Annotated in this window: 25 protein-coding genes, 1 tRNA gene and 1 pseudogene; 19 read left to right on the top strand and 8 right to left on the bottom strand. The window is 67.6% G+C overall.

Annotation, left to right across the window (positions count from 1 at the left end; genetic code table 11):
• The first annotated feature begins 88 nt into the window (after window positions 1-88).
• Window positions 89-2,389 carry a glycosyl hydrolase family 18 protein gene (locus OID54_RS18635; RefSeq protein ID WP_329021080.1) on the top strand — a complete coding sequence of 767 codons (2,301 nt, stop codon included), beginning with the start codon at window positions 89-91 and terminating at the stop codon, window positions 2,387-2,389.
• 139 nt (window positions 2,390-2,528) lie between these two features.
• Here OID54_RS18635 and OID54_RS18630 read toward each other — a convergent pair whose 3' ends face one another.
• The gene (locus tag OID54_RS18630) at window positions 2,529-3,053 is read right to left on the bottom strand and encodes a GNAT family N-acetyltransferase (RefSeq protein WP_329021079.1); all 525 of its coding nucleotides are present in this window, start codon (window positions 3,051-3,053) and stop codon (window positions 2,529-2,531) included.
• Window positions 3,054-3,245: 192 nt separating this feature from the next.
• On the opposite strand from OID54_RS18630, the gene OID54_RS18625 reads away from it, so the two are divergent.
• The 4 genes from OID54_RS18625 (at window position 3,246) to OID54_RS18610 (ending at window position 6,840) form a co-directional block, all read left to right on the top strand.
• Window positions 3,246-3,971 (top strand): HNH endonuclease family protein, encoded by a 726-nt coding sequence (locus tag OID54_RS18625; protein ID WP_329021077.1) that lies wholly within the window; start codon window positions 3,246-3,248, stop codon window positions 3,969-3,971.
• Window positions 3,972-4,030: 59 nt separating this feature from the next.
• Complete coding sequence (locus OID54_RS18620) at window positions 4,031-4,306, top strand: hypothetical protein (protein ID WP_329021074.1); 276 nt, start codon at window positions 4,031-4,033, stop codon at window positions 4,304-4,306.
• A gap of 224 nt (window positions 4,307-4,530) precedes the next feature.
• Window positions 4,531-5,136 carry an HhH-GPD-type base excision DNA repair protein gene (locus OID54_RS18615; RefSeq protein ID WP_329021072.1) on the top strand — a complete coding sequence of 202 codons (606 nt, stop codon included), beginning with the start codon at window positions 4,531-4,533 and terminating at the stop codon, window positions 5,134-5,136.
• Between the two features lie 144 nt (window positions 5,137-5,280).
• Complete coding sequence (locus OID54_RS18610) at window positions 5,281-6,840, top strand: M28 family metallopeptidase (RefSeq protein ID WP_329021070.1); 1,560 nt, start codon at window positions 5,281-5,283, stop codon at window positions 6,838-6,840.
• A 75-nt stretch (window positions 6,841-6,915) separates the two neighbouring features.
• On the opposite strand, the gene OID54_RS18605 is transcribed toward OID54_RS18610, so the two are convergent.
• Window positions 6,916-7,254 (bottom strand): hypothetical protein, encoded by a 339-nt coding sequence (locus OID54_RS18605; RefSeq protein ID WP_329021068.1) that lies wholly within the window; start codon window positions 7,252-7,254, stop codon window positions 6,916-6,918.
• Window positions 7,255-7,289: 35 nt separating this feature from the next.
• Window positions 7,290-7,736: a hypothetical protein gene (locus tag OID54_RS18600; protein ID WP_329021065.1), complete on the bottom strand. Its 447-nt coding sequence runs from the start codon at window positions 7,734-7,736 to the stop codon at window positions 7,290-7,292.
• Window positions 7,737-7,852: 116 nt separating this feature from the next.
• On the opposite strand from OID54_RS18600, the gene OID54_RS18595 reads away from it, so the two are divergent.
• Window positions 7,853-8,617, top strand: a complete 765-nt coding sequence (locus tag OID54_RS18595; RefSeq protein ID WP_329027624.1) for a GntR family transcriptional regulator — start codon at window positions 7,853-7,855, stop codon at window positions 8,615-8,617.
• Between the two features lie 27 nt (window positions 8,618-8,644).
• Here OID54_RS18595 and OID54_RS18590 read toward each other — a convergent pair whose 3' ends face one another.
• Entirely contained in the window at window positions 8,645-10,183 is a 1,539-nt protein-coding gene (locus tag OID54_RS18590) for a helicase HerA-like domain-containing protein (RefSeq protein WP_329021063.1), read from the bottom strand.
• 97 nt (window positions 10,184-10,280) lie between these two features.
• Here OID54_RS18590 and OID54_RS18585 point away from each other — a divergent pair, with 97 nt between their 5' ends.
• Both OID54_RS18585 and OID54_RS18580 read left to right on the top strand, forming a co-directional pair.
• Complete coding sequence (locus tag OID54_RS18585; RefSeq protein WP_250921721.1) at window positions 10,281-10,577, top strand: type II toxin-antitoxin system VapB family antitoxin; 297 nt, start codon at window positions 10,281-10,283, stop codon at window positions 10,575-10,577.
• A 138-nt stretch (window positions 10,578-10,715) separates the two neighbouring features.
• Entirely contained in the window at window positions 10,716-11,339 is a 624-nt protein-coding gene (locus OID54_RS18580) for a LytR C-terminal domain-containing protein (RefSeq protein WP_329021060.1), read from the top strand.
• Between the two features lie 131 nt (window positions 11,340-11,470).
• On the opposite strand, the gene upp is transcribed toward OID54_RS18580, so the two are convergent.
• Window positions 11,471-12,106: a uracil phosphoribosyltransferase gene (gene upp, locus OID54_RS18575; RefSeq protein WP_329021058.1), complete on the bottom strand. Its 636-nt coding sequence runs from the start codon at window positions 12,104-12,106 to the stop codon at window positions 11,471-11,473.
• An 85-nt stretch (window positions 12,107-12,191) separates the two neighbouring features.
• On the opposite strand from upp, the gene OID54_RS18570 reads away from it, so the two are divergent.
• The 9 genes and pseudogenes from OID54_RS18570 to OID54_RS18530 all read left to right on the top strand — a co-directional run bounded on the left by OID54_RS18570 (window position 12,192) and on the right by OID54_RS18530 (window position 18,380).
• Window positions 12,192-12,440 carry a hypothetical protein gene (locus OID54_RS18570; protein ID WP_329021056.1) on the top strand — a complete coding sequence of 83 codons (249 nt, stop codon included), beginning with the start codon at window positions 12,192-12,194 and terminating at the stop codon, window positions 12,438-12,440.
• A 688-nt stretch (window positions 12,441-13,128) separates the two neighbouring features.
• Window positions 13,129-13,668 carry a tRNA adenosine deaminase-associated protein gene (locus OID54_RS18565; RefSeq protein WP_329021054.1) on the top strand — a complete coding sequence of 180 codons (540 nt, stop codon included), beginning with the start codon at window positions 13,129-13,131 and terminating at the stop codon, window positions 13,666-13,668.
• Window positions 13,669-13,721: 53 nt separating this feature from the next.
• Window positions 13,722-14,150 carry a tRNA adenosine(34) deaminase TadA gene (gene tadA, locus OID54_RS18560; RefSeq protein ID WP_329027622.1) on the top strand — a complete coding sequence of 143 codons (429 nt, stop codon included), beginning with the start codon at window positions 13,722-13,724 and terminating at the stop codon, window positions 14,148-14,150.
• A gap of 244 nt (window positions 14,151-14,394) precedes the next feature.
• Window positions 14,395-14,482 (top strand) — tRNA-Ser (locus OID54_RS18555).
• A 77-nt stretch (window positions 14,483-14,559) separates the two neighbouring features.
• Window positions 14,560-15,063, top strand: a pseudogene (locus OID54_RS18550) (ATP-binding protein); the annotation flags it as partial.
• A 446-nt stretch (window positions 15,064-15,509) separates the two neighbouring features.
• On the top strand, window positions 15,510-15,674 hold the full coding sequence (locus tag OID54_RS18545; protein ID WP_329021052.1) for a hypothetical protein: 165 nt from the start codon (window positions 15,510-15,512) through the stop codon (window positions 15,672-15,674).
• 35 nt (window positions 15,675-15,709) lie between these two features.
• Window positions 15,710-16,003: a Dabb family protein gene (locus tag OID54_RS18540; protein WP_329021050.1), complete on the top strand. Its 294-nt coding sequence runs from the start codon at window positions 15,710-15,712 to the stop codon at window positions 16,001-16,003.
• Between the two features lie 419 nt (window positions 16,004-16,422).
• Window positions 16,423-17,289 carry an RNA polymerase sigma factor SigF gene (locus OID54_RS18535; protein WP_443055621.1) on the top strand — a complete coding sequence of 289 codons (867 nt, stop codon included), beginning with the start codon at window positions 16,423-16,425 and terminating at the stop codon, window positions 17,287-17,289.
• A gap of 236 nt (window positions 17,290-17,525) precedes the next feature.
• Window positions 17,526-18,380 carry an RNA polymerase sigma factor SigF gene (locus tag OID54_RS18530; protein ID WP_329021048.1) on the top strand — a complete coding sequence of 285 codons (855 nt, stop codon included), beginning with the start codon at window positions 17,526-17,528 and terminating at the stop codon, window positions 18,378-18,380.
• A 540-nt stretch (window positions 18,381-18,920) separates the two neighbouring features.
• Here the strand turns inward: OID54_RS18530 and OID54_RS18525 are convergent.
• Complete coding sequence (locus OID54_RS18525; RefSeq protein WP_329021046.1) at window positions 18,921-19,148, bottom strand: hypothetical protein; 228 nt, start codon at window positions 19,146-19,148, stop codon at window positions 18,921-18,923.
• Between the two features lie 181 nt (window positions 19,149-19,329).
• Here OID54_RS18525 and OID54_RS18520 point away from each other — a divergent pair, with 181 nt between their 5' ends.
• Window positions 19,330-19,836, top strand: coding sequence for a MarR family winged helix-turn-helix transcriptional regulator (locus OID54_RS18520; protein ID WP_329021044.1), 507 nt, complete (start codon window positions 19,330-19,332; stop codon window positions 19,834-19,836).
• A gap of 67 nt (window positions 19,837-19,903) precedes the next feature.
• On the top strand, window positions 19,904-21,493 hold the full coding sequence (locus OID54_RS18515; protein ID WP_329021042.1) for an MDR family MFS transporter: 1,590 nt from the start codon (window positions 19,904-19,906) through the stop codon (window positions 21,491-21,493).
• An 88-nt stretch (window positions 21,494-21,581) separates the two neighbouring features.
• On the opposite strand, the gene OID54_RS18510 is transcribed toward OID54_RS18515, so the two are convergent.
• Together OID54_RS18510 and OID54_RS18505 are read right to left on the bottom strand one after the other, a co-directional pair.
• On the bottom strand, window positions 21,582-22,358 hold the full coding sequence (locus OID54_RS18510) for a TetR/AcrR family transcriptional regulator (protein WP_329021040.1): 777 nt from the start codon (window positions 22,356-22,358) through the stop codon (window positions 21,582-21,584).
• Window positions 22,359-22,461: 103 nt separating this feature from the next.
• Complete coding sequence (locus OID54_RS18505; protein ID WP_329021037.1) at window positions 22,462-23,967, bottom strand: MFS transporter; 1,506 nt, start codon at window positions 23,965-23,967, stop codon at window positions 22,462-22,464.
• Window positions 23,968-23,992 lie beyond the last annotated feature (25 nt).

Below are 23,992 nucleotides of genomic sequence, written 5' to 3'. Positions count from 1 at the left end.
CGGCCGGGGCAGACAGCCGCCCCGGCCTTCAGAGCACCCAGCACGGACTGAGCACGGCCACGCACCCCCTACCCCCTCAGGGAGAGCCATGTTCAACCGACGCAAGATCACCCCAAGACGCACCCGGCACAGACTCGTCGCCCTCCTCGCCGTACTCCTCCTCCCGCTCGCCACCCTGACCGGCCTGGCCTCCCCCGCCCAGGCAGCGGGCACACTCACCGCGAGCTTCACCACGCAGAACCACGGTTCCTGGTGGCGTGGTTCGTTCGTCATCCGCAACAGCGCGCCCACCCCCGTCACCGGCTGGACACTGGCCTTCGATCTGCCTCCTGGGACCACGCTCGGTGGCCACTACCACGGTGACGCGACCGTCAGCGGCAACCGGGTGACCGTCACGAACGCCTACTACAACGCCACCGTCCCGGCCAACGGCACCACCGAGCCGTGGAGTTACTGGTTCCTGGCCACCGGCGCTGCCTTCACCCCGACCAACTGCACCGTCAACGGGGACAAGTGCGACGGCACGCCGGATGTGCCGCCGGGTCTGCCCGGCCAGCCACAAGCGACGACGGTGACCGCCCGCACCATCTCGCTGAGCTGGGCGCCCTCGCCCGTCGGCGACTATCCGGTCGCCTCGTACGACGTGCTCAACGGCAGCGCCGTGGTGGCGACGACGGCCGGGCTGAGCGCCACCGTGAAGGGTCTGACCCCGGCGACCAGCTACACCTTCACCGTCCGGGCCAAGGACAGCCGCGGCAATGTGAGCGCAACGGGCCCACCGCGGACCGTGCAGACCGTCGACCCGGCCAGTGATCCGGTGCCGCCGACCGCCCCCGGAAACCTCCGCTCCACCGGCAAGAGCGCATCCACCGTGGCCCTGGCCTGGAACGCATCGACCGACAATGTGGCCGTGGCCGCGTACGACGTGTTCCAGGGAACGACCCTGGTCGCCACGGTGGCCACGACCTCGACGACCGTGACCGGACTGTCGCCGGCCACTGCGTACACCTTCACCGTCAAGGCGAGGGACACCGCGGACAACTCGTCGCCCGCCTCCAACGCGCTCCCCGTCACGACGGATGACGTGGCCGGCCCCGGCAACTACTACAAGGTCGGCTACTTCATCCAATGGGGGCTCTACGGCCGCCAATACTTCGTCAAGAACCTCGACACCTCGGGGGCCGCGGCCAAGCTCGACGTCATCAACTACGCCTTCGAGAACGTGGACCCGGTGAACCTCACCTGCCAGGCCGGGGTCACCAAGGGCATCTCCGGCAACCCGCAGGACCCGAACGAGGGCACCGGCGCCGGTGACGCGGACGCGGACTACGCCCGTCCGATCTCCGCGGCACAGTCGGTGGACGGGGTCGCCGACGACGGTTGGGGCAAGCTCCGCGGCAACTTCAACCAGATCAAGAAGCTCAAGGCCAAGCACCCGCACCTGAAGTTCGTGGTGTCGCTCGGCGGCTGGACCTTCTCCAAGTACTTCGCCGACGCGGCGGCCACCCCGGCGTCCCGGGAGAAGTTCGTCAAGTCCTGCATCGACGTCTGGATCAAGGGCAATCTGCCCGTCTACAACGGCGCGGGCGGCCCCGGGACCGGCGCTGGCGTCTTCGACGGCATTGACATCGACTGGGAGTGGCCCGGCTCCGAAGGCCACCTGGGCAACCACTGGGGGCCGGCCGACAAGAACAATCTGACCGCCCTGCTGGCCGAGTTCCGTGCGCAGTTGGACGCGCTCGGCGGCGAACACAAACTCCTGACCGCCTTCACCCCCGCCGACCCCGTGAAGATCGAGGCCGGCTGGGACATCTCCAAGATCTTCAACTATCTGGACTTCGCCAACGTCCAGGGGTACGACTTCCACGGCGCTGGCAGTGACAACTCCTGGGAGCCTCTGCGCGCCGGGCACCAGGCCAATCTCCGCCGCGATGCCCAGGACCCGTACACCTTCGACTTCAGCGTGGAGAAGGCGATCCAGACCTATCTCGACGCCGGAGTGCACCCAAGAAAGTTGACGATCGGCTTCCCGTTCTACGGGAGGGGCTGGAAGGAGGTCGCGAGCGGTCCCGCCGGCACCAACGGCGAGTGGCAGAGCGCGAACGGCGCGGCACCCGGGCAGTTCCCGGAAGAGGCCGGGACCAGGGGCTACCACAACCTGCTCAGCAGCTTCCCGAGCATGACCGTCTACCACGACGAACAGTCCATCTCCACCTACGGCTACACCGGCCCTGGTGGGCAGTGGTGGAGCTTCGACGACGCCTGGTCCATCGGCAAGAAGGCCGAGTGGGTCAGATCGAAGGGGCTGCTGGGGGCGATGGTGTGGGAGATGTCCGGAGACACACCCAGCGGTACGTTGATGAACGCCCTGCACACGGGGCTGCCTTAGAACGGCCCGGTGTCGATCGGCCGAGCGACTGAACAACTGAGCAGTTGACCGGGTGTGGGGGCGGCGAGTCGGTGGCCGCCCCCACACGCGCGTGTCTCTGAGACCCATCAACACAAGGCAGCGAGCGCGCGTCAGGGGTTCAGGGCGTCTCCCAGTGGGCATCGACGAACCCCAGCGCCCGGTTCATCGCGATGGCGCGGGTGTTGGCCGGGTGGTGGACGGTGCGAACGATGTGGACGCCGTGCAGCCGGGCGAAGTCCAGACCGAAGGTCTTCATGGCGATGGAGAGGCCCCGGCGCCGGTGGGGCGCGGTCACCCCCGTCATCTCGTTGAACACGAACCGCCCGTGGTGGGAGGTCGCCGCCATCCCGATCCAGGTGTCTCCGTCGAGGGCGATCACCACCCCGCGCGGGTCGAAGGAGGCCACTTCCAGGCGCTGCTTGACGTACTCCTCGTAGGAGTAGAACTCGCCCCGACCCGGTATGTCGGCAGAGCATTCCCTGTTCAGCTCGTACAGCGTCCGGCGGTGCTCCGGCGTATCCCCCAACTCGGCCAAGGTGGTCAGAACGAGACCCTCTTTCCGACACTTATCCACCCGGCCGTTGAAGCGTTCCCTGTCGAAAGCGCGCACATCGAGTTCGAGTCGCACCCACTGCTGGACCATGCATTGCCTCCGTCTTGCCCTGATCGTTTCACCGCCATCCTCCTGGGGCGCGAACGACAAGGGCAACGAGGTCCCCCGACGGCTCGATGGAATCGACAACGGGATGCTGCGGTGGGGGAGAAGTCCGCTCATATGGGTGGAGTACATGCGGACAAGCCCGGCAGATGGGTGCGGGACAGCAATCTCTCAGTCATGACCCATCACCTTGGACGCGTCCTCGCCGTACTGACCCTCGCCGTCATCCCCATCGTCCCCGGAATTCCGGTCCTCTCCGGGGTCCCTGGCATTCCCGGAACCCCTTCGGTGCTCGCTCAACCCGCTTTCGCCGCTGCCGCAGAGGTGGCACAACTGGAAGACGCCATCTCGATCATCCCGACCGAGGACGAGAACCGCGCCGGATATCACCCCAGTTCCTTTCGGCACTGGAACAAGGGCAGAGACACCGCGGACGGTTGTGCCACCCGGGAGGAAGTGCTGATTGCGGAGGCGGTCGAGGCGCCGGAGGTCGGCGCCGGCTGCAAGCTGACCGGAGGCCGCTGGGTCTCGTACTACGACGAGCAGTCGGTGACCAAGCTGGCCAGCGTGGAAGTCGATCACGTCGTGCCGCTCGCGGAGGCTTGGGGCTCGGGTGCATCCGCCTGGACTGCGCAACGCCGGGAGGCATTCGCCAACGACCAGGGCGCCCCGGGCACGTTGGCCGCGGTCACGGTCCGTAGCAAGCGCGAGAAGGCGGATCAGGATCTCACCGGCTGGCTCCCCGCCGCCCCCTCCCAGCAGTGCCGATACATCGGCGACTGGGTGGCCACCAAGCTCCGCTGGGGGCTCACGACCGACAAGGCGGAACTCGAAGTGCTGAAGCTGTTCGCGGACGGGCCGTGCGAGACCATCGTCATCTACTACACACGAGTGCCGGAGTAACCCACATGGGGGAATGATCTGCTGAATGGCCCGGTAGCCGTGACCATCGGGTCGGTTTCGTGGATACACCGTTCGTCGACGTACACAACGAACAGGTGGACGAAACGGATATGAAGGTCAAATTCCCCCTTACGGTGCTGGGCGCGACGGTTCTGGCATCGGTACTCCCGGTAACCGCGGCAATGGCCGACGAGACCAATATCGACTCCCACAACGGGCCTCGGATCTCGGTCATCCACATCGGGCAGATCGATGACCCGATGGAAGACGTGCTGGAACACGCCACGATCTTCGGCACCAACGACGTCCTGGACACCACGCACGTCCTCAACTGAGACCCAGCGGGCGATCGTCACATTCCGTATCCGCGTCGGCGAGCAGAGGTGCTCCGCCGGCGCGGTTTCGTCTGCCCGGGCCCGGCCATGCGCATCCGCCCCGGGGCCGGTGCCGCTCGGAACCCCTCGATTGCGGAGAGTGACCCTCATGGTGGAGAAGCGCTCTCCCGCCCGCGCTGCCCGGTTCACTGGCGGGCTCGCCGCGGCCGGGTGATCATCGAGCTATGAGTCCCAACGGTCCCACCATTCACCTCGCCCAGCAGCCCGAAGCCGATGAGCTGCTCGCGCGCAGTCCGCTGGCCGCACTCGTCGGGATGCTGCTCGACCAGCAGGTTCCCATGGAGTGGGCGTTCTCGGGCCCGTACACGATCGCCGGCCGGCTGGGTGGTGATGACCTCGACGCGGCCGAGATCGCCGCGTACGACCCCGATGCGTTCGCCGAACTGCTGAAGCAGAAGCCCGCCGTCCACCGCTACCCAGGCAGCATGGCCAAGCGGGTGCAGGTGCTGTGCCAGCACCTCGTGGACGAGTACGGCGGCGAGGCGAGCGCCGTGTGGCAGGGCGTCGACAGCGGTGCCGAACTGCTGGCCCGCCTCAAGGCGCTGCCCGGCTTCGGCGAGCAGAAGGCCAAGATCTTTCTCGCTCTGCTGGGCAAGCAGTACGGGGTCCAGCCCAAGGGGTGGCGTGAAGCCGCCGGTGCATATGGCGAAAAGAACTCCTTTCGCTCGGCGGCGGATATTACGGGACCAGAATCACTGGCCAAGGTGCGCGCCCACAAACAGGAAATGAAGCAGGCCGCGAAAGAGGCGAAATCCGCCAAGGGTGGCTGACATTGGGTGTTTTTACGGCTGCCGCCGCAGCTCATCCGATGGCAATGAGATGAAATTCGGCGTGAGTTGGGGCACAAGCATTCCCAGATACCCGGCATTGTCGCTAGCTTCCCTTCGACCCAGTCCATTCCGGGAAGGAACTCTGTGAAGGCATCCCGTCGCAGAGCCGTGGCCACCCTGGCCGCCGCCACACTCGCGACCCCGCTCCTGCTGGCATCTGCCTCCCCCTCTGCCGCCCATCGCCAGGACCCGGGCGGGCAGGCGGCGCAGAAGGCCGCGAAGCTGGCAAAGAAGTTGGTGGCCAAATCGGACGTCGACGACGCCCATGACCACCTGGAGAAATTCCAGCAGATAGCCGACACGACCGGCGGCCACCGGGCCGCGGGCACGCTCGGTTATGACGCTTCCGCCGCGTATGTCTACCAGCAGTTGAAGAAGTACGGCGGCTATGACGTCCGGTACGAGTCTTTCGACTTCATCTACACCGAAACCCTCGCCGAGAAGCTCTCGGTCGTCACGCCCACGCCGCGTGACATAGCCATCAAGGCCATGACGTACACCAAGTCCACTGCGGTGGGCGGCGTCAAGGCCGATCTGGCTGCCGTTCCGGCGGACGCGACCACCGGTTGCGAGGCCACCGACTACGCATCCGGGACCTTCACCGGCAAGATCGCGCTGATCAAGCGCGGTGGCTGCACCTTCGCCGAGAAGCAGGCGGCGGCAGCGGTGGCGGGCGCCACCGGAGCGATCATCTACAACAACACCGCGGGCACACTCGGCGGCACCCTCAGCGATCTGACCTCGGCCAAGATCCCCACGGGTGGAGTCAGCCAGGACGAGGGCGAGAAGCTGGTCGCAGACCTCGCCGCCGGACCGGTGAACGTCTCCTTCGAGATCCGCCAGCTCCAGCAGAAGCGCACCACCAACAACGTCATCGCGGAGACTCGCTCCGGCAACGCGGCCAACACCGTGATGCTCGGCTCGCACCTCGACTCGGTGATCGAGGGCCCCGGCATCAACGACAACGGCTCCGGTTCCGCCGGTCTGCTGGAGGTTGCCGAACAGCTGGCCAAGGCGGAGAAGCGGCCCACCAACAAGATTCGCTTCGCCTGGTGGGGCGCGGAGGAGAGCGGCCTGCTCGGCTCGAAGGCGTACGTCGCCGGCCTGAGCTCCCTCGGCAAGAAGGAGATCAAGCTCTATCTGAACTTCGACATGATCGCCTCGCCGAACTACGGGCTGTTCGTGTACGACGGCGACAACTCCGACGGCGTCGGCGCCGGCCCCGGGCCTGAGGGCTCGGCGCAGCTGGAGCGCGACATCAACGAGTTCCTCGACAAGCGCGGCACCCCGCACGAGGGAACCGACTTCAGCGGTCGTTCGGACTACGGCCCGTTCATCGAGGTCGGCATCCCGTCCGGTGGCACGTTCACCGGTGCTGAGGGCATCAAGTCCGCCGCTCAGGCAGCGAAGTTCGGTGGTACGGCCGGTGTGGCCTACGACCCGAACTACCACGCCAAGGGCGACGACATCAACAACATCAGCCTGAAGGCGTTCAAGGTCAACATCGGCATCATCGCCAACGCGGTGGGCACCTACGCCCACGACCTGAGCTCCCTGCGGAAGCCCGTCGTCTCGGTCCCGACCGAGCCCGGCACCGGTAGCGGTGGTGGACTGCACGACGGCCACGAGGACGTCACCGAGTAGCCTCACCCGCTGATACGTTCCGGCTCCGCCCGACGCATGACGTGCGCCGTGCGGAGCCGGAGTGCGTTCGGGCCCTCATCCACCAGGGCGCCACTGGGGGTGAGTGAGCTCGAACCCCAACCCGACCAGGGCGGCCGTACGCAGACGTTCCCGTACGACCGGGAGCTGAAGGGTGGTCTCGGCCCGGGCGTAGGGCCGCACGATGGCACTGTCCTCGCCGCGTAGCAGCTCTTGCCGCTCCCGTACGTGCGGTGGAGGCGGGGTGGGCCAGGCGATGGTTGCCCGCGCCAGGTGGAGGCTGCCGCGGTGGGTCCGGGTGGGCCCGACGGCCGGCGGGGCCTCGCGGCGACATCCGCCGCCCACCCGCAGCAGTTGCATGGTCCGGGCGAGCACCCGAGTGATGGCGTCGAGCATGGATGGCTCCGATCCTTCCGTGCTGGTGTGGTTGCTCAGGGGGCGATCATCTTGACCGCGCGCTCGCGCTGTAGAAGGCCCCAGCTGTCCTCCGGATGCTCGTCGAGCGGGAGCAGTCGCCCCTTCTTCCGACACCGCGGGCAGGCGTACAGGGTCCTGCCGGGACCGGAGTTGGCGTGCTCGATCGCTACGGCGATGGCGTTGTCGGTGCACTCGTCACACCATGCGCAGTGATGGTTCGTCCGTCTCAGGGGCTTCCCTTCGGTGATTTCCGCCCAGATTGCGTTGCTGTCTTCGGTGCGGACATGGCCGTAGCGGTCAGCTGCTGCGAGAGCGACGAGGGTCGCGGTCCGAGCCGTGGGACTCAGCACGTCCGGTAGGTCCGCCTCGATGCGTACGCCGTGTTCGGTCGTTTCGATCCGCGGCCGGTTGCCGGTGGTGGCCGCGATCATGCCGGCCAGTGCTGCGACCCGCGCGTGCATAGCGAACAAGCAACCTCTCGGTAGGCATGTGATCACCCTTAGTAAAGCTGAGTATTCAGCTTCAACCTGATGGGTTAGCTTTGTCAATGTCGACGTACAACCCCGGAGTGGCCCATATGCCTCGTGAGACGCCGTACTTGCAGGTGGCCGACGCTCTGCGCGTCCGCATCAAGGCGGGTGAGTGGGTGGTCGGCGACAAGTTGCCGTCCCGGGCCCGGTTCGCCGAGGAGTACGGGGTCGGTCAGAGCGTTGCGCAGCGCGCCATGGAGCGGCTCATCATCGAGGGGCTGCTCGAAGGCCGCGCAGGTTCGGGCACCTATGTCCGGCGCCCGCGCGAACGGCTGCGGATGGTTCGTTCTCGCCACCGGGAGCGCCGTGGTGGTTCGCCGTTCCGGGCAGACATGCGCGAGCACGGTCGCGCCGGTGGTTGGGAATCCCGGAGCGAGGCCCGCACACCGGCACCGGATCACATTGCGGAGCGCCTGGCGATCGACCCCGGTGAGTCGTGCGTCCTCACCCGGTACGAGTTCTTGGCCGATGGCCTGCCCGTTCAGCTGTCTGAGTCGTGGGAGCCCATGGCGATCACGGGTGACACCCCGATCGTGCTGCCCGAGATGGGCCCGCTCGCGGGTGCCGGAGTGGTGGACCGGATGCGGTCCATCGGGGTCGACGTCGAGACGGCGGTGGAAGTGCCGCGGCCTGCCCGTGCAACACAGGAGCAGGCGAATCTGCTCGGCATCTCCGTGGGCGACCTGATCACGATCATCGAGCGCACCTACTACGACGCTCAGGGCCGCCCGGTGGAGACCGCGGACGTCGTGGTCGCCGACGTGCGGTGGGAGATCGCGTACGAGATCGCCATCGAGCAGCCCGACGACTGAGCGAACCGGCTCAGCGCCGGGTGGCTTTCATCGCCGCTTGCGGGAGGTTCCGAACAGCGAACGGGTGATCTCGCGTCCCAGTTGGGTCCCCACCGAACGGGCGAGTGAGCGGAACACTCCGCTCCCCACCACCTGTTCCACCAGGGAGTCATCGCTCCGGGGCGGCTCCTTCGGTGCGGCCCGTCCTTCTGCCTCTGCGGCCGGCGCTGTCTCGGCCGTCTCCGCTGTCAGCTTCTCGTACGCGGACTCCCGGTCGATCGCCTCCGCGTACCGCTCGTACGACGGCGACGACTTCACCGCCGACTCCAGCGCCGCCGCGTCGATCGGCCCCATCAGGGACCGGGGCGCCCGCAGTCGGGTCGCGGCCACCGGGGTCGGTGCGCCCCGGTCGCTCAGTACGGTGATCACCGCCTCGCCCGTACCGAGCCCGGTGAGCACCTCCTCCAGGTCGTACGGGGACTTGGGGAAGGTCCGTACGGTCGCCTTGAGCGCCTTGGCGTCCTCGGGGGTGAAGGCCCGCAGGGCGTGCTGTACCCGGTTGCCGAGTTGCGCCAGCACATCGGACGGCACGTCCTTGGGCGTCTGGGTCACCAGGAAGACCCCGACGCCCTTCGAGCGGATCAGTCGCACGGTCTGGGTGATGGACTCCAAGAACGCCTTGCTGGCCCCTGTGAACAGCAGATGCGCCTCGTCGAGGAAGAAGACCAGCTTGGGCTTCTCCGCGTCCCCGACCTCCGGCAGATCGTGGAAGAGGTCGGCGAGCAGCCACATCAGGAAGGTCGAGAACAGCTGCGGCTTGTCGCGTACGGCGGCCAGCTCCAGTACGGAGACGAGTCCGCGGCCGTCCGGTGCCGTGCGCAGGAACTCGGCAGTGTCGAACTCCGGCTCCCCGAAGAAGTCCCCCGCCCCCTGCTGTTCGAACGCCGTGAGCGAGCGCAGGATCACCCCGGCCGTGGCCGTGGAGAGGCCGCCGATCGTCTTCAACTCCGCCTTGCCCGCATCGGACACCAGGAACGCGGCCACCGCCCGGAGGTCCTTGAGGTCCACCAGTTCAAGGCCCTTGGCGTCGGCGTAGTGGAAGATCAGCCCCAGTGACTGCTCCTGAGTGTGGTTCAGCTGGAGCACCTTCGACAGCAGCACCGGGCCGAAGCTGGTGACCGTCGCCCGTAGCGGGATGCCGGGGCCGATGCCACCGAGAGCGTAGAACTCGGTGGGGAAGCCCTCCGCAGTCCAGGTCTGGCCGACCTGTTCGGCACGCTCCCGCACCCGGTCGTCCGCCGTGCCGGGCGCGGAGATCCCGGAGACGTCCCCCTTGATGTCGGCGAGGAAGACCGGGACCCCGTTCGCCGACAACTGCTCGGCGAGCAGCTGGAGCGTCTTCGTTTTGCCGGTACCGGTGGCTCCTGCGACCAGACCGTGGCGGTTGAGCATGGCGAGCGGAATGCGAATGGGAGCCTCGGGCAAGCACTTTCCCTCCCAGAGAAGTGCGCCCAGATCGAGTGCCGCACCGTCGAAGGAGTACCCAGAGGCGATGTTCTGCACGGGTTGCGCCGTACTCTCGGCCATAAGGGACCCCTGATTCTCCAGCGTTGGGCGTTTTGTCCAGGATCGCACTCGGCTGTCATGGCTGCGCCCGGAGCCGCTTGCCCGGTAGGCTTTCCGTGTGATCTTCAAGCGCATCGGAAACGGCCGGCCTTATCCCGACCATGGCCGGGAAAGCACCCGGGCATGGGCGGACGTCGCGCCGCGCCCGGTCCGCCTCGACCAGCTCGTCACCACCAAGGGGCAGCTGGATCTCGAAACGCTGCTCGCCGAGGACTCCACGTTCTACGGTGACCTCTTCGCGCACGTCGTGAAGTGGCAGGGCGACCTCTATCTGGAGGACGGTCTGCACCGTGCCGTGCGGGCGGCGCTCCAGCAGCGCCAGGTCCTGCACGCCAGGGTGCTTGAGCTGGGCTGAACCGGCCCCTCCTGGCCGCGGCCCGAATGCCGGCCCGACAGTCGCCGATGACCCTTTCGGGGTTTTTCAGAGGCCGTACGGACGCAAACGGTTGATCGTTTTGTAGGCTTGGGCGCCGGGTCGCATTACGCTGCGCCCATGAGCATGCTGACTCCTCCCGGCATGGGTGGAAAGTACCGCATCACGGGCGATAGATATCCCCGGATGCGACGGCCCCGCAATCGCCGCAGGATCGTGGTGGCCGCGATTGCCGCTGTGGTCGCCCTCGGGCTGGCCGGCTGGGGAACGGTCCAGCTCATCGATGTGTTCAGCGGTGACGGCGAGACGACGACCGCCGGACGCAAGACGGACTGCAAGCCCGTCCCCGGGGCTTCGGCGCAACCGGTGGTGATGCTCAGACCGGCGCAGATCACGGTCAACGTCTACAACGCCACACCGCGAGGCGGTTTGGCCAAGACGGCGGCCGATGAGCTGAAGGCGCGGGGCTTCACGATCGGCAAGGTCGGCAACGCGACAGCGGCGTACGACAAGAAGGTGCCGAGCGCGGGTCTGCTGTTGGGATCCCCCACCGCGGTCAAGGGCTCGTTCCAGGTGCTTGGCACCCAGGTGAAGGGCACCACGAGCAAGACCGATGCGCGTAAGACCGCCGATGTGGATCTGATCCTCGGCACCGCGTTCACCACGCTCGCGCCGAAGCCGGCGGCGGACGCCGCACTCGCCGCGCTGGCCAAGCCGGCCCCCGTACCGTCCGGGAAGTGCTGACGGGACGACCCTCTGCGACGAGGCCACCGCGTACTCCCACCGGACACAACCGTGCCCCGGACCTGGCTTCCACCAGCTGCGGGGCACGTGTCGGCTTGGGGCCCTCGGCCCTTCGTCGCTCTGGCGGGTGGCTAATCGGCCGTCCCGTACATGCGGTCTCCCGCGTCGCCGAGGCCGGGCACGATGTAGCCCTGCTCATTGAGGCGCTCGTCGACCGAGGCCGTCACCACGGTCACCGGAGCTCCCGCGAGCTCCCGTTCCATCAGCTCGACGCCCTCGGGCGCTGCCAACAGCACGACAGCCGTCACATCGTCGGCACCGCGCTTGATCAGTTCCTGGATCGCCGCCACCAACGTGCCGCCGGTCGCGAGCATGGGGTCGAGGACGTAGACCTGGCGGCCTGAGAGGTCCTCGGGCATCCGGGTGGCGTACGTCGACGCCTCCAAGGTCTCCTCATTGCGGATCATGCCGAGGAATCCCACCTCGGCCGTCGGCAGGAGCCGCACCATGCCGTCGAGCATGCCGAGGCCGGCCCGGAGGATCGGCACCACCAGCGGACGGGGGTGCGAGAGCTTCACGCCCGTCGTTCCCGTCACCGGGGTCTCGATGTCCACCTGCTCGGTGCGCACGTCCCTCGTGGCCTCGTAGGCGAGCAGGGTGACCAGCTCGTCGGCGAGCCGCCGGAAGGTCGGGGAATCGGTGCGCCGATCGCGCAGCGTGGTGAGTTTGTGCGCCACCAGCGGGTGGTCGACGACGTGAATCCGCATGTTCCCCACAGTAGCCCGGTTCGCATCAAGGAAGGTTCGAGAGGGAAGGTGGAGGCAGACGTCCAGCCCAGGGGTGGTGTGGCCGATGCCGGAACCGGAGCATCCGGAGCGGGAGCGCGAGTGGCGCCTGAAGCAGGGAACGGAGGGCAGGGAAGGCGAAGAGGCCAGGAAACACGAGGGCGAGAGCGAGATCGACACGGAGCGTAGGAAGCGCCGGGCCCAGTTCCTCCGTGAACTGAATGAGGCCAAGGCGCTCCGCGACCGGGTGCAGCCCCGACGGGCCCGGGCGGCTCGGATGCGTCAGCAGATGCGGATGCGAACGTTTCGCTGGTAGATCGTTCCCCCTCCCCCGGCGTAACCGCTCGAATGAGCAGCCGGCATAGGCCCGTGAGCCCGTGTGCCCGGTGGGCCCGTGGTCAACGGGCTTGAGACAGACGTCTGCGCAAGGCCCCGCCGTCTTCGCTGATCGGGAGCCCGCCCCTCGGCAGGTCGTGCAGTGCGTTCGCGGCACCAGGCGTGGTGGCCGGGCGCGCGGTGCTCGGGCGTTCTCACCGTGTGGGCCACTCGGTCCGTTCGCCCCTTTGCCCCATCGTCCGGCTCCGCCCATGGGGTGATGTGTGCCCCGGGCGCCCTTCCTCGGCGGGGGCCCGTGTTCGCTCCCGGGTCGTCGGGCTGACGTCCTCGGCCAGGACGGTGTGCATCGCCGCCGCTTCCCGTCCCCGCAGGATGCCCACCCGGCCTTCGCCCCGGTCGGGGCGCCTTTTCAACGGCTCGTTCATGCCTCCGGTCGGGCCGGCACGACCGAAGCGGGCCGTCCCGCAGACCCCTTGCGACACACCGGTGAACACGCTCTCAGTGAGGTCCGCGGCGCTTCTGCGAAAAGGCCCAGTTGAGAACTGGTGGCCGACGCAACGACCGAAGACCTCTCGCAAAGCTCAGCTTTCTGCCACGATTCCGAGTGGGTGGGGCACGAACCGAGGCCCTGCCCAATCGTCACACCTCTGATCAGTGGGAGAGTCACGGTGTACTTCGCCGCACTGCTCGCGCGCACTCAAGACGGGTGGGAAGCGAGCGACACAGAGCTCGACGATGTGGAGACCCTGTCCGATTTGGCCGATCTGGCCCGCGAGGCATCGGTGGACGAGGAGACGGTTCTCCTCTTCATCGAGCAGGAGGACGCCTGGTTCGGCGTCGTCCGGGTGGAGGGCGAGGACGATCCTCGTATCTTCATCTCGGACGCGGCGGCTGCGGCTCGCTCCTCCTACGGAGAGATCCTCACCAATGAACTTCTCGGCAGGGACGAGGACGACCCTGCCGACGACCTCGACGCACTCGACCTCGACGGAACCGAGGACGGGGAGCCCGACGACCACGATGGCGCCCGCACCGCCGCGGAGCCTTCGGCGACGGGGGACGCGGTGCCGCCCGGGCCCGTGGGCGATCGGGACATCCTGTCGGACCTCGGCCTCTCGGATAAGGAGCTGCTGGCGCTGGAGACGGATGTACTGCCGGAGATCGCGGACGCCCTGGGCGTCGCCGATGTGCTGGAGACCGTCCGGTAGTGACGGAAGCAGCATCTGAACGGGACCCCGTACGGGGTCCGTGGGAGGCGTCGATGCGCCTCGCCCTGGCGGAGGCCGAGCGGGCGGCGCTGTCCGGTGATGTGCCGGTCGGTGCAGTCGTGCTCGGCCCGAGCGGCGCGCTCCTCGCCGTCGGGCACAACGAACGTGAGCTGACGGGCGATCCGACCGCCCATGCCGAGGTGCTGGCCATCCGCCGGGCGGCCGAGCAGCTGGGCGGTTGGCGCCTGACGGACTGCACCCTGGTGGTCACCTTGGAGCCGTGCACGATGTGCGCGGGTGCGATCGTGCAGTCCCGGGTGGATCGGGTGGTCTACGGGGCGGTGGACGAGAAGGCGGGAGCGGCCGGTTCGCTCTGGGACGTCCTACGGGACCGTCGACTCAACCACCGGCCCGAGGTGATCAGCGGTGTGTTGGCCGCCACGTGTGCCGCGCAGTTGACGTCCTTCTTCCGCGACCGCTGATCGGATCCGGGCGCCACCGGGCATCGGTCGAGGGGGCGTCCCGCACCTCGTGCACGCTCCGCCGAGTTGTGCCCGGCCCCTGTTCGAGCAGGCCCCGGCGCGCGCTCATTGCTGGCCTCCCGGGCGGTCCCGTGCCTGTCCCGGCCCTCGTGGGAGCCCGATCCGGCAACGGGTGGGCACCTCGCTCCGATCGGTTCGGATAAGGATTTCAGAGCACGGGCCACTTTGGGCTAAGCTCTCTCCCGGTAGCGTGTCCGAGCGGCCGAAGGAGCTCGCCTCGAAAGCGAGTGTGGCGTAACCCGTCACCGAGGGTTCAAATCCCTCCGCTACCGCTGGTGAAAGGCAGGGGTGGACCTCATGAGGTCCACCCCTTTCTGGTGCCTCCGTCTCAGTTTCCGTCTCAGTTGGTCGGCTGATCACCCTGCCGCAGGCAGCCGCAGTGGAGCAGGGCTTCGCCGAGCAGGTATGGCGGCAGGCCGCTCCCACCTTCAACTCCAAGATCCTCGGCCCGCATTTCGAAGACCTCGCCCGCGACTTCACCCGTCGCCACGCCCACACCCTGTTGCCCGGTGGACTGACCGGTCCGGTGGGTACCACCGAGGTCGCCGACCAGGCCGCCCGGACGAAGCACGAGGTCGATGTCATCGCCTTGGCCGCCGGTGAGCGTCCGCAGGTGCCCCGGGCGAGGATCGCGCTCCTCGGTGAGGCCAAGGCGACCGCCGCCCGCCGGGGAACCGGCGACCTGCAACGCCTGGAACACATCCGTACCCTCCTCGCCGAGCAGGGGTACGACATCGAGGGCACCACTCTGGCCCTGTACTCCCTGCACGGTTTCCATCCCGATCTGGTCGAGTCCGCCGTCGAGCGCGACGACGTCCTCCTGGTTGATCTGCCCACCCTCTACGGGGAGTGATGCCCGACGGCCCGGGCCGCCGTCGGCTGCCCCACGACCTGCTCACGCCGGCAGACGGGTTCAAGAAGCCCCGGCGCGGGTGAGGTCGGCCGGGGCTCTGGGACGGGGGTGGGTCGGGGGGAGCAGCATCGGGGGATACCGCTCCCCCCGGCGTGGGATGCCGGCTCCACAAGCCCGGTGCCGCGGAACGGGGGAAACACGCGGCGGTGGGCCCCGCAGCGTGGGGCCGGTCCCTCGCCCGCCGGATTCCTGCCAGATCCAAGCGGGCTCATGACCATGGTGCTCCGTCGCCCGGCGCAAAGGTGTCGGCAAAGGGCCTCGATCGCAGGGCCCTTGGTCCATAAAGCCTCGGTTAGACTTCCGCGACTCTCCACGATGATCAGATGATCGGAGAGCCGCAGCGGGCCGTAGGGGGCCACAGAGGTCCGTCGGGGAGACAGGGGCTGATGGTGCAGGCGAAGAAGGTTGCTCTCTATATCGTGGTCGTCTTCGTGCTCTACACGATCATTACGTCTCCGGACAAGGCTGCCGAGCTGGTGCAGATATGGTTCGAGGGCATATCGGACGCCGCGAAGGGCGTGGGCGAGTTTATGACCCAACTGGTCAACTAGGACCGCCGCCCGTTCGGACACACGAGGAGTGCCCCTTGATCCGCCACCTGGTCCTCTTCAAGCTCAATGAGGGCGTCCAGCGCGACGAGCCGCGCGTGGTCGCCGGCGCGGAAGCCTTCCGGAAGCTGGGCGGGGTCATCCCCGAGCTGGAGTTCTGGGAGTGCGCCTGGAACATCACCGACCGACCGATCGCCTATGACTTCGCGATCAACTCGGCCGTCGTCGACGTCGATGCGCTGAAGCGCTATGTCGAGCACCCCGATCATCAGGCTGCCGCCGCGCAGTGGCGCGAGTTCGCCACGTGGGTGATCGCCGACTACGAGTTCTGATCTCCGCGAGCGCCGCTGCTCGTACGGCGGTGGTTGCACGGGTCGGTTGCGGTTGATCCGCGAATGACTTCTCATGGCCCTCATTTGGCCCCTCACCTCTCCGGGTGAGGGGTTTTTGAGGTTTAAATCCCAACTTGCCTTCAACACGTCGATATCTGGTGCTTGCACACAGTGGACATGTCTTGTGATGCTATGACCGCTTTTGACGGATGAGTTGACCGTGGTTGACCGCAAAGGGGTGGCGTAACGTGCCGGCCAGTACCGCACCTCAGGCGCTGCCCCAGAACGAGCGTCCCGACGACCGCCCGCCGTGGGCCCGTACCCCGGAGTCGGGGGTGAGCGGCCCACTGCCAGGACCGACCCCAGATCCACGCCCGACCCCAGATCCACGCCCGGGCACGCCCACCGCCCGGGGCGCCGTGACCGTGGAGTCAGTCGGCGCGACTTCGGAGACGACCGCCCCGGCGGACGGAATCCTGTTGGTCGAGACCGAGGACGACACCCCGAGGACCCGCGCCCAGAGCAGGGGGGCGGACACCCGAGCGCTCACCCAGGTCCTCTTCGGCGAGCTGAAGGGGCTTGAGGTCGGAACTCCCGAACACTCACGGGTGCGCGGAGCGCTGATCGAGGCCAATCTGCCCCTCGTGCGGTACGCGGCAGCCCGCTTCCGCAGTCGCAACGAGCCGATGGAAGACGTGATCCAGGTCGGCACGATCGGTCTCATCAATGCGATCGACCGCTTCGACCCCGATCGAGGTGTCCAATTTCCTACGTTTGCGATGCCTACCGTCGTAGGGGAAATCAAGCGGTACTTCCGAGACAACGTTCGCACGGTCCATGTGCCACGACGACTCCATGAGCTATGGGTCCAGGTGAATGGGGCGACCGAGGACCTCACCACCTTGCATGGACGCATCCCGACGACCGCCGAGATCGCCGAGCGGCTGAAGATCGGCGAGGACGAGGTGCTCGCCTGTATCGAGGCCGGGCGCTCCTACCACGCGACCTCCTTGGAGGCGGCTCAGGAGGGTGATGGGCTGCCGGGTCTGCTGGATCGACTCGGGTACGAGGATCCGGCGCTGGCCGGGGTCGAACATCGGGATCTCGTTCGCCATCTGCTGGTGCAACTGCCCGAGAGGGAGCAGCGGATTCTGATGCTCCGTTACTACAGCAATCTGACGCAGTCCCAGATCAGTCAGGAACTGGGTGTGTCCCAGATGCATGTGTCAAGGCTGCTGGCCCGCAGCTTCGCCCGATTGCGATCCGCAAATAGGATCGAGGCTTAGCTGTAACGGGTAGAACCCATTCAGGCAACTTTCAGCCAAACCGGAATGCGCATACCCCTTGCTTCCTGCGGGGATTCATCAAACTCGTATCGACAAATCGCTTCGACGCGTTGCCGACATGTGACATTCTGCGGGAGACGCGTTTGCCGCAGCCTCGCCGCCGGTATCTCAGGTGCAGGCTGCGTTCCTCCGTTGGTCGCGGCCACCGCGACCGTCCGCGACCTCAAGGGGGTGGCATGTCCGCAGAACAGGGCAGCTCGAAGGTGCTTACGCTCACCAAGAGCGCTCCCGCACCTGTCACGCCTGACAGCTCGGAAGTCATCGACACTCGTACTCTCTCCCGTTCCTTGTTCCTTCGCCTGAGGGCGCTGGACAACGAAGGGACGAGCGAGAGCCCCGAGCGCACCTATGTGCGTGACACGCTCATCGAGCTGAACCTCCCACTCGTGCGCTATGCGGCAGCCCGCTTCCGCAGCCGCAACGAGCCGATGGAGGACATCGTCCAGGTCGGCACGATCGGGCTGATCAAGGCGATCGACCGCTTCGACTGCGAACGGGGCGTGGAATTCCCCACGTTCGCGATGCCGACGGTCGTGGGCGAGATCAAGCGCTTCTTCCGAGACACGTCATGGTCGGTGCGGGTGCCGCGCCGACTCCAGGAGCTGCGGCTCGCGCTCACCAAGGCCAGCGACGAGCTGGCGCAGCGCCTCGACCGCTCGCCCACCGTGCCCGAACTGGCCGCCGTACTGGGCGTGTCGGAGGAGGACGTCGTCGACGGCCTCGCCGTGGGCAACGCCTACACCGCCTCCTCGCTGGACTCTCCGTCCCCCGAGGACGACGGCAACGAAGGCTCCCTTGCCGACCGCTTGGGGTACGAGGACACCGCGCTGGAAGGCGTGGAGTACCGCGAGTCCCTCAAGCCCCTGCTCGCCAAACTCCCCCCGCGGGAGCGGCAGATCATCATGCTGCGCTTCTTCGCGAACATGACGCAGTCGCAGATCGGCGAAGAGGTCGGCATCTCCCAGATGCACGTCTCCCGCCTGCTGACGCGCACGCTCGCGCAGTTGCGTGAAGGTCTGATCTCCGACTGACGACGGTGTGGAGGTCTGCACTCCGGCGGGCGATCGCCGTCCGTTGGTCGGCAGACCTCACGAAGCGCGGTTGGGGCACCCGATGAAATGGTCTCGGGTGCCGATCGCCACTTCGGATATGACCCCGCGGCCGGGTGCCTTTCGAGAATGCCCCGTCGACCGCTGGTGGCGGCCCGCCCTGATGGACGGTCAGCCCTCAGATGCGTGGAGCGCGACCACCGCGCAATTTCGCTGGTGCCCACTCCCCGGGCCAACTCAGCTGCGCCGCCGCTGACTTCAGGATGCGCACCCTTCGCGAGCACCGCAGCGCTGACGGGCGATGCACCGATCCGGCGGCGCCGTATGGCGTTTCATCGACCCGGCTGATCCCGACTGATCCCGACGGGTTCCGGCTGCCCCCGACGGATCCCGTCTGGCCGCGGCTGATTCTGGCTGATGCGGAGTCGATGACCAGGGGCGCCGCCGACATCCGGAGCCGTGCTTCCGGGCGGCTGGAGCGAGCCGGCCGGCCCGGTGGGCGCGCGAGCTGTGCGGCCGGTGTTACCTGACCGCCAGCCAGGTCACCACGGCGAGGACGATCACGCCGCCCACTACGCCGAGGATCAAGCCGATCTTGGGTCCTGAGCGGGGGGCTGCTGCCCGTCGGCGGCTGCCGCCGCCCGTCGGCGCAGCCTCATCGACGAACGCGCGGAACATCTGAGTGCTGCCCGCGGGGTCGTGGTTGCCCTCGGGGCCCTGGCCTTGGGGAGCATGCGGGTTGTGTGCCATGGGCCACGACCCTAGCGAATCCCGTGTTTCGTCCCCAACCCCGGGTGCGCCGCCGTCCGCAGCGGACGGGGGCGGAGTTTTTGACTTCCTTTACTCCCATCCGGGGATTTTCGTTTGCCTGCGGCAACCAACCACTTCTATGGTTGCCCTAAGCAATAAATCTTTGGGAGGGCTGGGCGTCGTGGCCGCAGACAGTCAGTACGCCGAGTTGGCGCGCCAGATCAGTGCCATCGGCGCACTTCGGAGGGGCCTCGCCCGAACCCTGCCCGCCGAATGCCCTTCCGCCTTGGCCGCCGTGCTCTCCCTCCTGCACCGCCATGGCCCGATGCGCATCAGCACACTGGCCGACCTGCTCGCCGTCGATATATCCGTCACCAGCAGACATGTGGCGCACGCGGCGGACTGCGGCTGGGTCGAACGCCTTCAGGACCCCGGTGATCGAAGGTCGCGCATCCTGCGACTCACCCCCGACGGCCGGGTGATGATCGACGAGCTCGCACGGCGGACGACCGAGATGTTCGCCAAGACCCTCCACGACTGGTCAGACGACGATCTGGGCCAACTCAACACCCTCCTCGCCCGGCTGCGGGACTCCTTCGGTGACGGCCGGTCGCTGCTCCATCCGCGCGATGCCGTCGGGAGCGCCGCCGCGCAGCCCGCCGTGGAGCCGCGCACGCCGGCCCGGTGACCGCCTTCGTCCCCACCGATCGACCGCCTTTCCCGCACGCCAGACAGAGCAGAAGCAGAGGACACCCATGGCCACGACCGCACCAGCCGGTGTACGAGGGGGACACAGCTCGTACGACGCACCGCCGATGACCCACCGCCAGATAGTGGAGGCGCTCTCCGGGCTGCTGCTCGGCATGTTCGTCGCCATCCTGTCGTCGACGGTCGTCACCAATGCCCTGCCGCAGATCATCGGTGATCTCGGCGGTGGCCAGAGCGCGTACACCTGGGTCGTGACGGCGACGCTGCTCTCCATGACCGCGACCACTCCGCTGTGGGGCAAGCTCGCCGATCTGTTCAGCAAGAAGCTGCTGGTCCAGATATCCCTGCTGGTCTACTCGGCGGGCTCGATACTCGCCGGCCTGGCGCAGAGCCCCGAGTCCTTGATCGCCGCACGGGTGGTCCAGGGAGTCGGGGTCGGGGGATTGTCGGCCCTGGCGCAGATCGTGATGGCGGCGATGATCTCCCCGCGCGAGCGCGGCCGATACAGCGGCTATCTGGGGGCGACATTCGCGCTGGCGACGGTCGGCGGTCCGCTGCTCGGTGGAGTCATCACCGATACGGAGTGGCTCGGTTGGCGCTGGTGCTTCTTTGTGGGGGTGCCGTTTGCGCTGTTCGCGATGGTCGTCCTGCATAAGACCCTGAGCCTGCCCGTGATCAAGCGGAAGGTGAAGATCGACTGGACCGGCGCATTCCTGGTCAGCGCCGCGGTCTCGCTCCTGCTGGTCTGGGTGACCTTCGCCGGCGATCGGTACGCCTGGGCGTCCTGGCAGACCGCCGCCATGATCGGGGGCGCGGTGGCCCTGGGCGCGGCCTTCGTCCTTGTGGAGTCCCGGGCGAGCGAGCCGATCATGCCGCTGCGGCTCTTCAAGGACCGTACGATCGCGCTCGCTTCGCTCGCCTCCCTCTTCGTGGGCGTCTCGATGTTCAGCGGCACGGTCTTCTTCAGCCAGTACTTCCAACTGGCCCGGGGCGAGTCCCCAACCATGTCGGGCGTGATGACCTTCCCGATGATCGGTGGTCTGTTCCTCTCCTCGACCGTCTCCGGCTGGCTCATCACCAAAACAGGCCGGTGGAAGTCATGGCTGGTGGCGGGGGGTGCGCTGGTCACCGCGGGACTGACCCTGTTGGGGACGATGCGCTACGACACCGACTACTGGATCGTCGCGCTCTCCATGGCCGTCGTCGGTCTCGGCCTCGGCATGGTCATGCAGAACCTGGTGCTGTGCACGCAGAACCAGGTCAGCATGGAGGATCTGGGATCGGTGTCCTCGACGGTGACCTTCTTCCGTTCGCTGGGCGGGGCGATCGGAGTCTCGGCGCTCGGTGCGATCCTCGGCAGCCGGGTCACCCACCATGTGGAGACCGGGGTCGCGGAGTTGGGCCCACGCGGTGCGGCGTTGGGCGACAGCGGTACGGGCGGTGGTGGCATCCCCGATCTGACGGCCGTGCCCGAGCCGCTGCGCACCGTGCTGGAAGCGGCGTACGGCCACGGGGTGGCGGACGTCTTCCTGTACTCGGCGCCCTGTGCGCTGGTGGCTCTGGTGCTGACGGTCTTCATCAAGGAGGTCGCGCTGCGGAACCACTCGACGCCGAAGGCGGCGGCACAGGAGTCCTGAGCCGTTGTCGTGAGGCCAAGGCCAAGGCCAAGGACGGCGATGGCGGTCCGGTGTGGAGCAGCGGACCGTCCCTCGGGTGACCCGCTGCCTAGCCGTCGACGCCCTCCCGGGCCACCATCGCCTCGATCCCCGCCAGCACGATCTCCAGCGCGAAGTCGAAGTCCCGGTCCCTCATCTGCGCCACCGTCTCGGCACCGTGTGCCTCCATCAGATCGGCCAGGCTCGCGAAGTTGCCCTTGAGCCGGGGCTCCTCCTCGACGGTGGCCATCGCCTCCCGTACGAATTCGTCCTGGCTCATGCCGAGCGCCTTGCAGCGCTGGATGAAGTGTCCTTCGACGGTGCCGAACCCATAGACGAACTGGAGTACGGAGGCCAGGGCGCCCCGCTGTCCGTGGGGTGGCAGTCCCGTGTGCCCCACGACCCGTTGGAGGGAGCGGGCGAAGGCCACGGAGTGCGGCCCGATGTTCAGGAACGTACCGATCAGGGAGGACGCCCAGGGGTGGCGCACCAGGGCCGTCCGATAGGCGCTGGCGAGGGCTCGCAGTTGCTCCCGCCACTCCTGCGGGTCGGACACATCGGGCACCCGTACGGTGGCGAACACCGCGTCGAGGGCCAGTTCCAGCAGGTCGTCCTTGGTGTCCACGTACCAGTAGACCGACATCGCCGTGACGTCCAGCTCCGCGGCGAGCCGGCGCATGGAGAAGCGGGTGGCGCCTTCGGAGTCGAGGAGTCGTACCGTCGCCTCGACGATCTTCGCGCGGTCGAGGCCGGCGGGCTGGGCCTGCCGACGGCTGCGGTCCCGCTTGTCGCCCAGCCACACACTGGACCGTGCGGGCCCCTTCGCACGGTCGGCCGCACTCACCATCGCGCCGTCCTCCTCAGTCGTGTCAGCGTGCCCCTCGGTGGACCGACGGGTCCGACCGCGGGGCTTCGGTGTCCGGTGGGGAGTACTGGTCCCGTCCGGTGATCTATGTGGTCTGCTGAAGTGAGTCTGCCCGTTCCGCTCGTCTTAGCAGCAGGGCGGCCAGCAGTCCACCTGCCAGCACGGCGACGGCTCCGACCAACTGGCTCGTCTGGAGGCCCGAGGCGAAGGCGTCCGAGATCTCGGCCCGTTCGCCTTCGCTGCCCGCCGCAGCGAGTGCAGCCGGCAGGGAGGTGGCCCCGACGAGGGCGGGCACGAGTGCGGCGAACCGGGAGTTGAGGACGGCACCGAGGACGGCGACCCCCAGACCGTTGCCGAACTCCGCGAGGGTGCCGTTGACCCCGGCTCCGACACCGGCCTTCTCGGGCGGAATCGCGCTCATGATCGCATTGGCCATCGCGGGCATCGCCAGGGCCACGCCCGAGCCCATCGTCACCAGGCCGAGCATCATGCCGCCGTAGCCGTTGCTGCCGAGCAGTGCGACGGCGGACAGCCCCGATGACACCAGGATCATGCCCAGGGCGATCGTGGCGGGGGTGCCGATCCGGGCCACCAGCCGTGCCCCCACACCGGTGAGGTTGAGGGCGACGACGGCGAGTGCGAAGGGCGCCGTGCGCAGTCCGGCGTCCAAGGGGCCGTATCCCAGGACGAACTGGAGGTGCTGGGTGAGGAGGAAGAGGGAGCCGCCCATGCCGAACGCGACGAGAATCGAACCCGCCACGGCGCCGATGAAGCGCTGGTTGCGGAAGAAGTGCATGTCGAGCATGGGGTGGGGGATGCGGAGTTCCCAGGTGATGAAGAGCCCCAGCACCAGCGTGCCCACGCCGGCCGCGAGAAGTACCTCGGTGGAGGTCCAGCCGTGTTCGGGACCGGAGATGATCGCGTAGACGAGGGTGGTCATGCCGATCGTGGAGAGCACGGCGCCGAGGAGGTCGGGGCGCTCGCCGCGGGGGTTCTTCGACTCCGGGACGAGGACGATGGCGGCGAAGAGGCCGAGCGCCACCACCGGAAGGTTGATCAGGAAGATCGAGCCCCACCAGAAGTGGTCGAGCATGATGCCGCCGATGAGCGGGCCGGTGGCGAAGCCGAGGGAGTTGACGGTGGCCCACAGGCCGATGGCCTTCACCCGCTCGGTGTCGTCGAAGACATTGACCACGACGGCGAGGGTCGTGGTCATCAGCAGGGCGCCGCCGATGCCCATGCCCGCCCGTGCGGCGATCAACTGGTCGGAGGTCTGGGCGAGGCCGCCGGCGAGCGAGCCGATGCCGAACAGCGCCAGACCGCTGATCAGCATCTTCTTGCGGCCGTAGCGGTCGGCCGCATTGCCCGCGGTGAGCAGCAGCCCCGATTGCACCAGCGAGTAGGCGTTGATCATCCACTGGATGTCCGTGGCGGATGCGTCCAACTCCCGGGTGAGCGAGGGGATCGCCACGCTCAGCACCGTGTTGTCGAGGAGGACGACGAGTTGGGCGAGGCAGATCACGCCGAGGATCAGCCAGCGTTGGGGGTGGCGTCCGGTGATCGCCGGTTCGGATTCGACGGTGGCCGTCATGCCAGCTCCTTATGCGGTGCATGAA

It is taken from the genome of Streptomyces sp. NBC_00690, from assembly GCF_036226685.1.
Taxonomy (GTDB): domain Bacteria; phylum Actinomycetota; class Actinomycetes; order Streptomycetales; family Streptomycetaceae; genus Streptomyces.
This window is presented reverse-complemented; position numbering and strand designations above follow the sequence as displayed.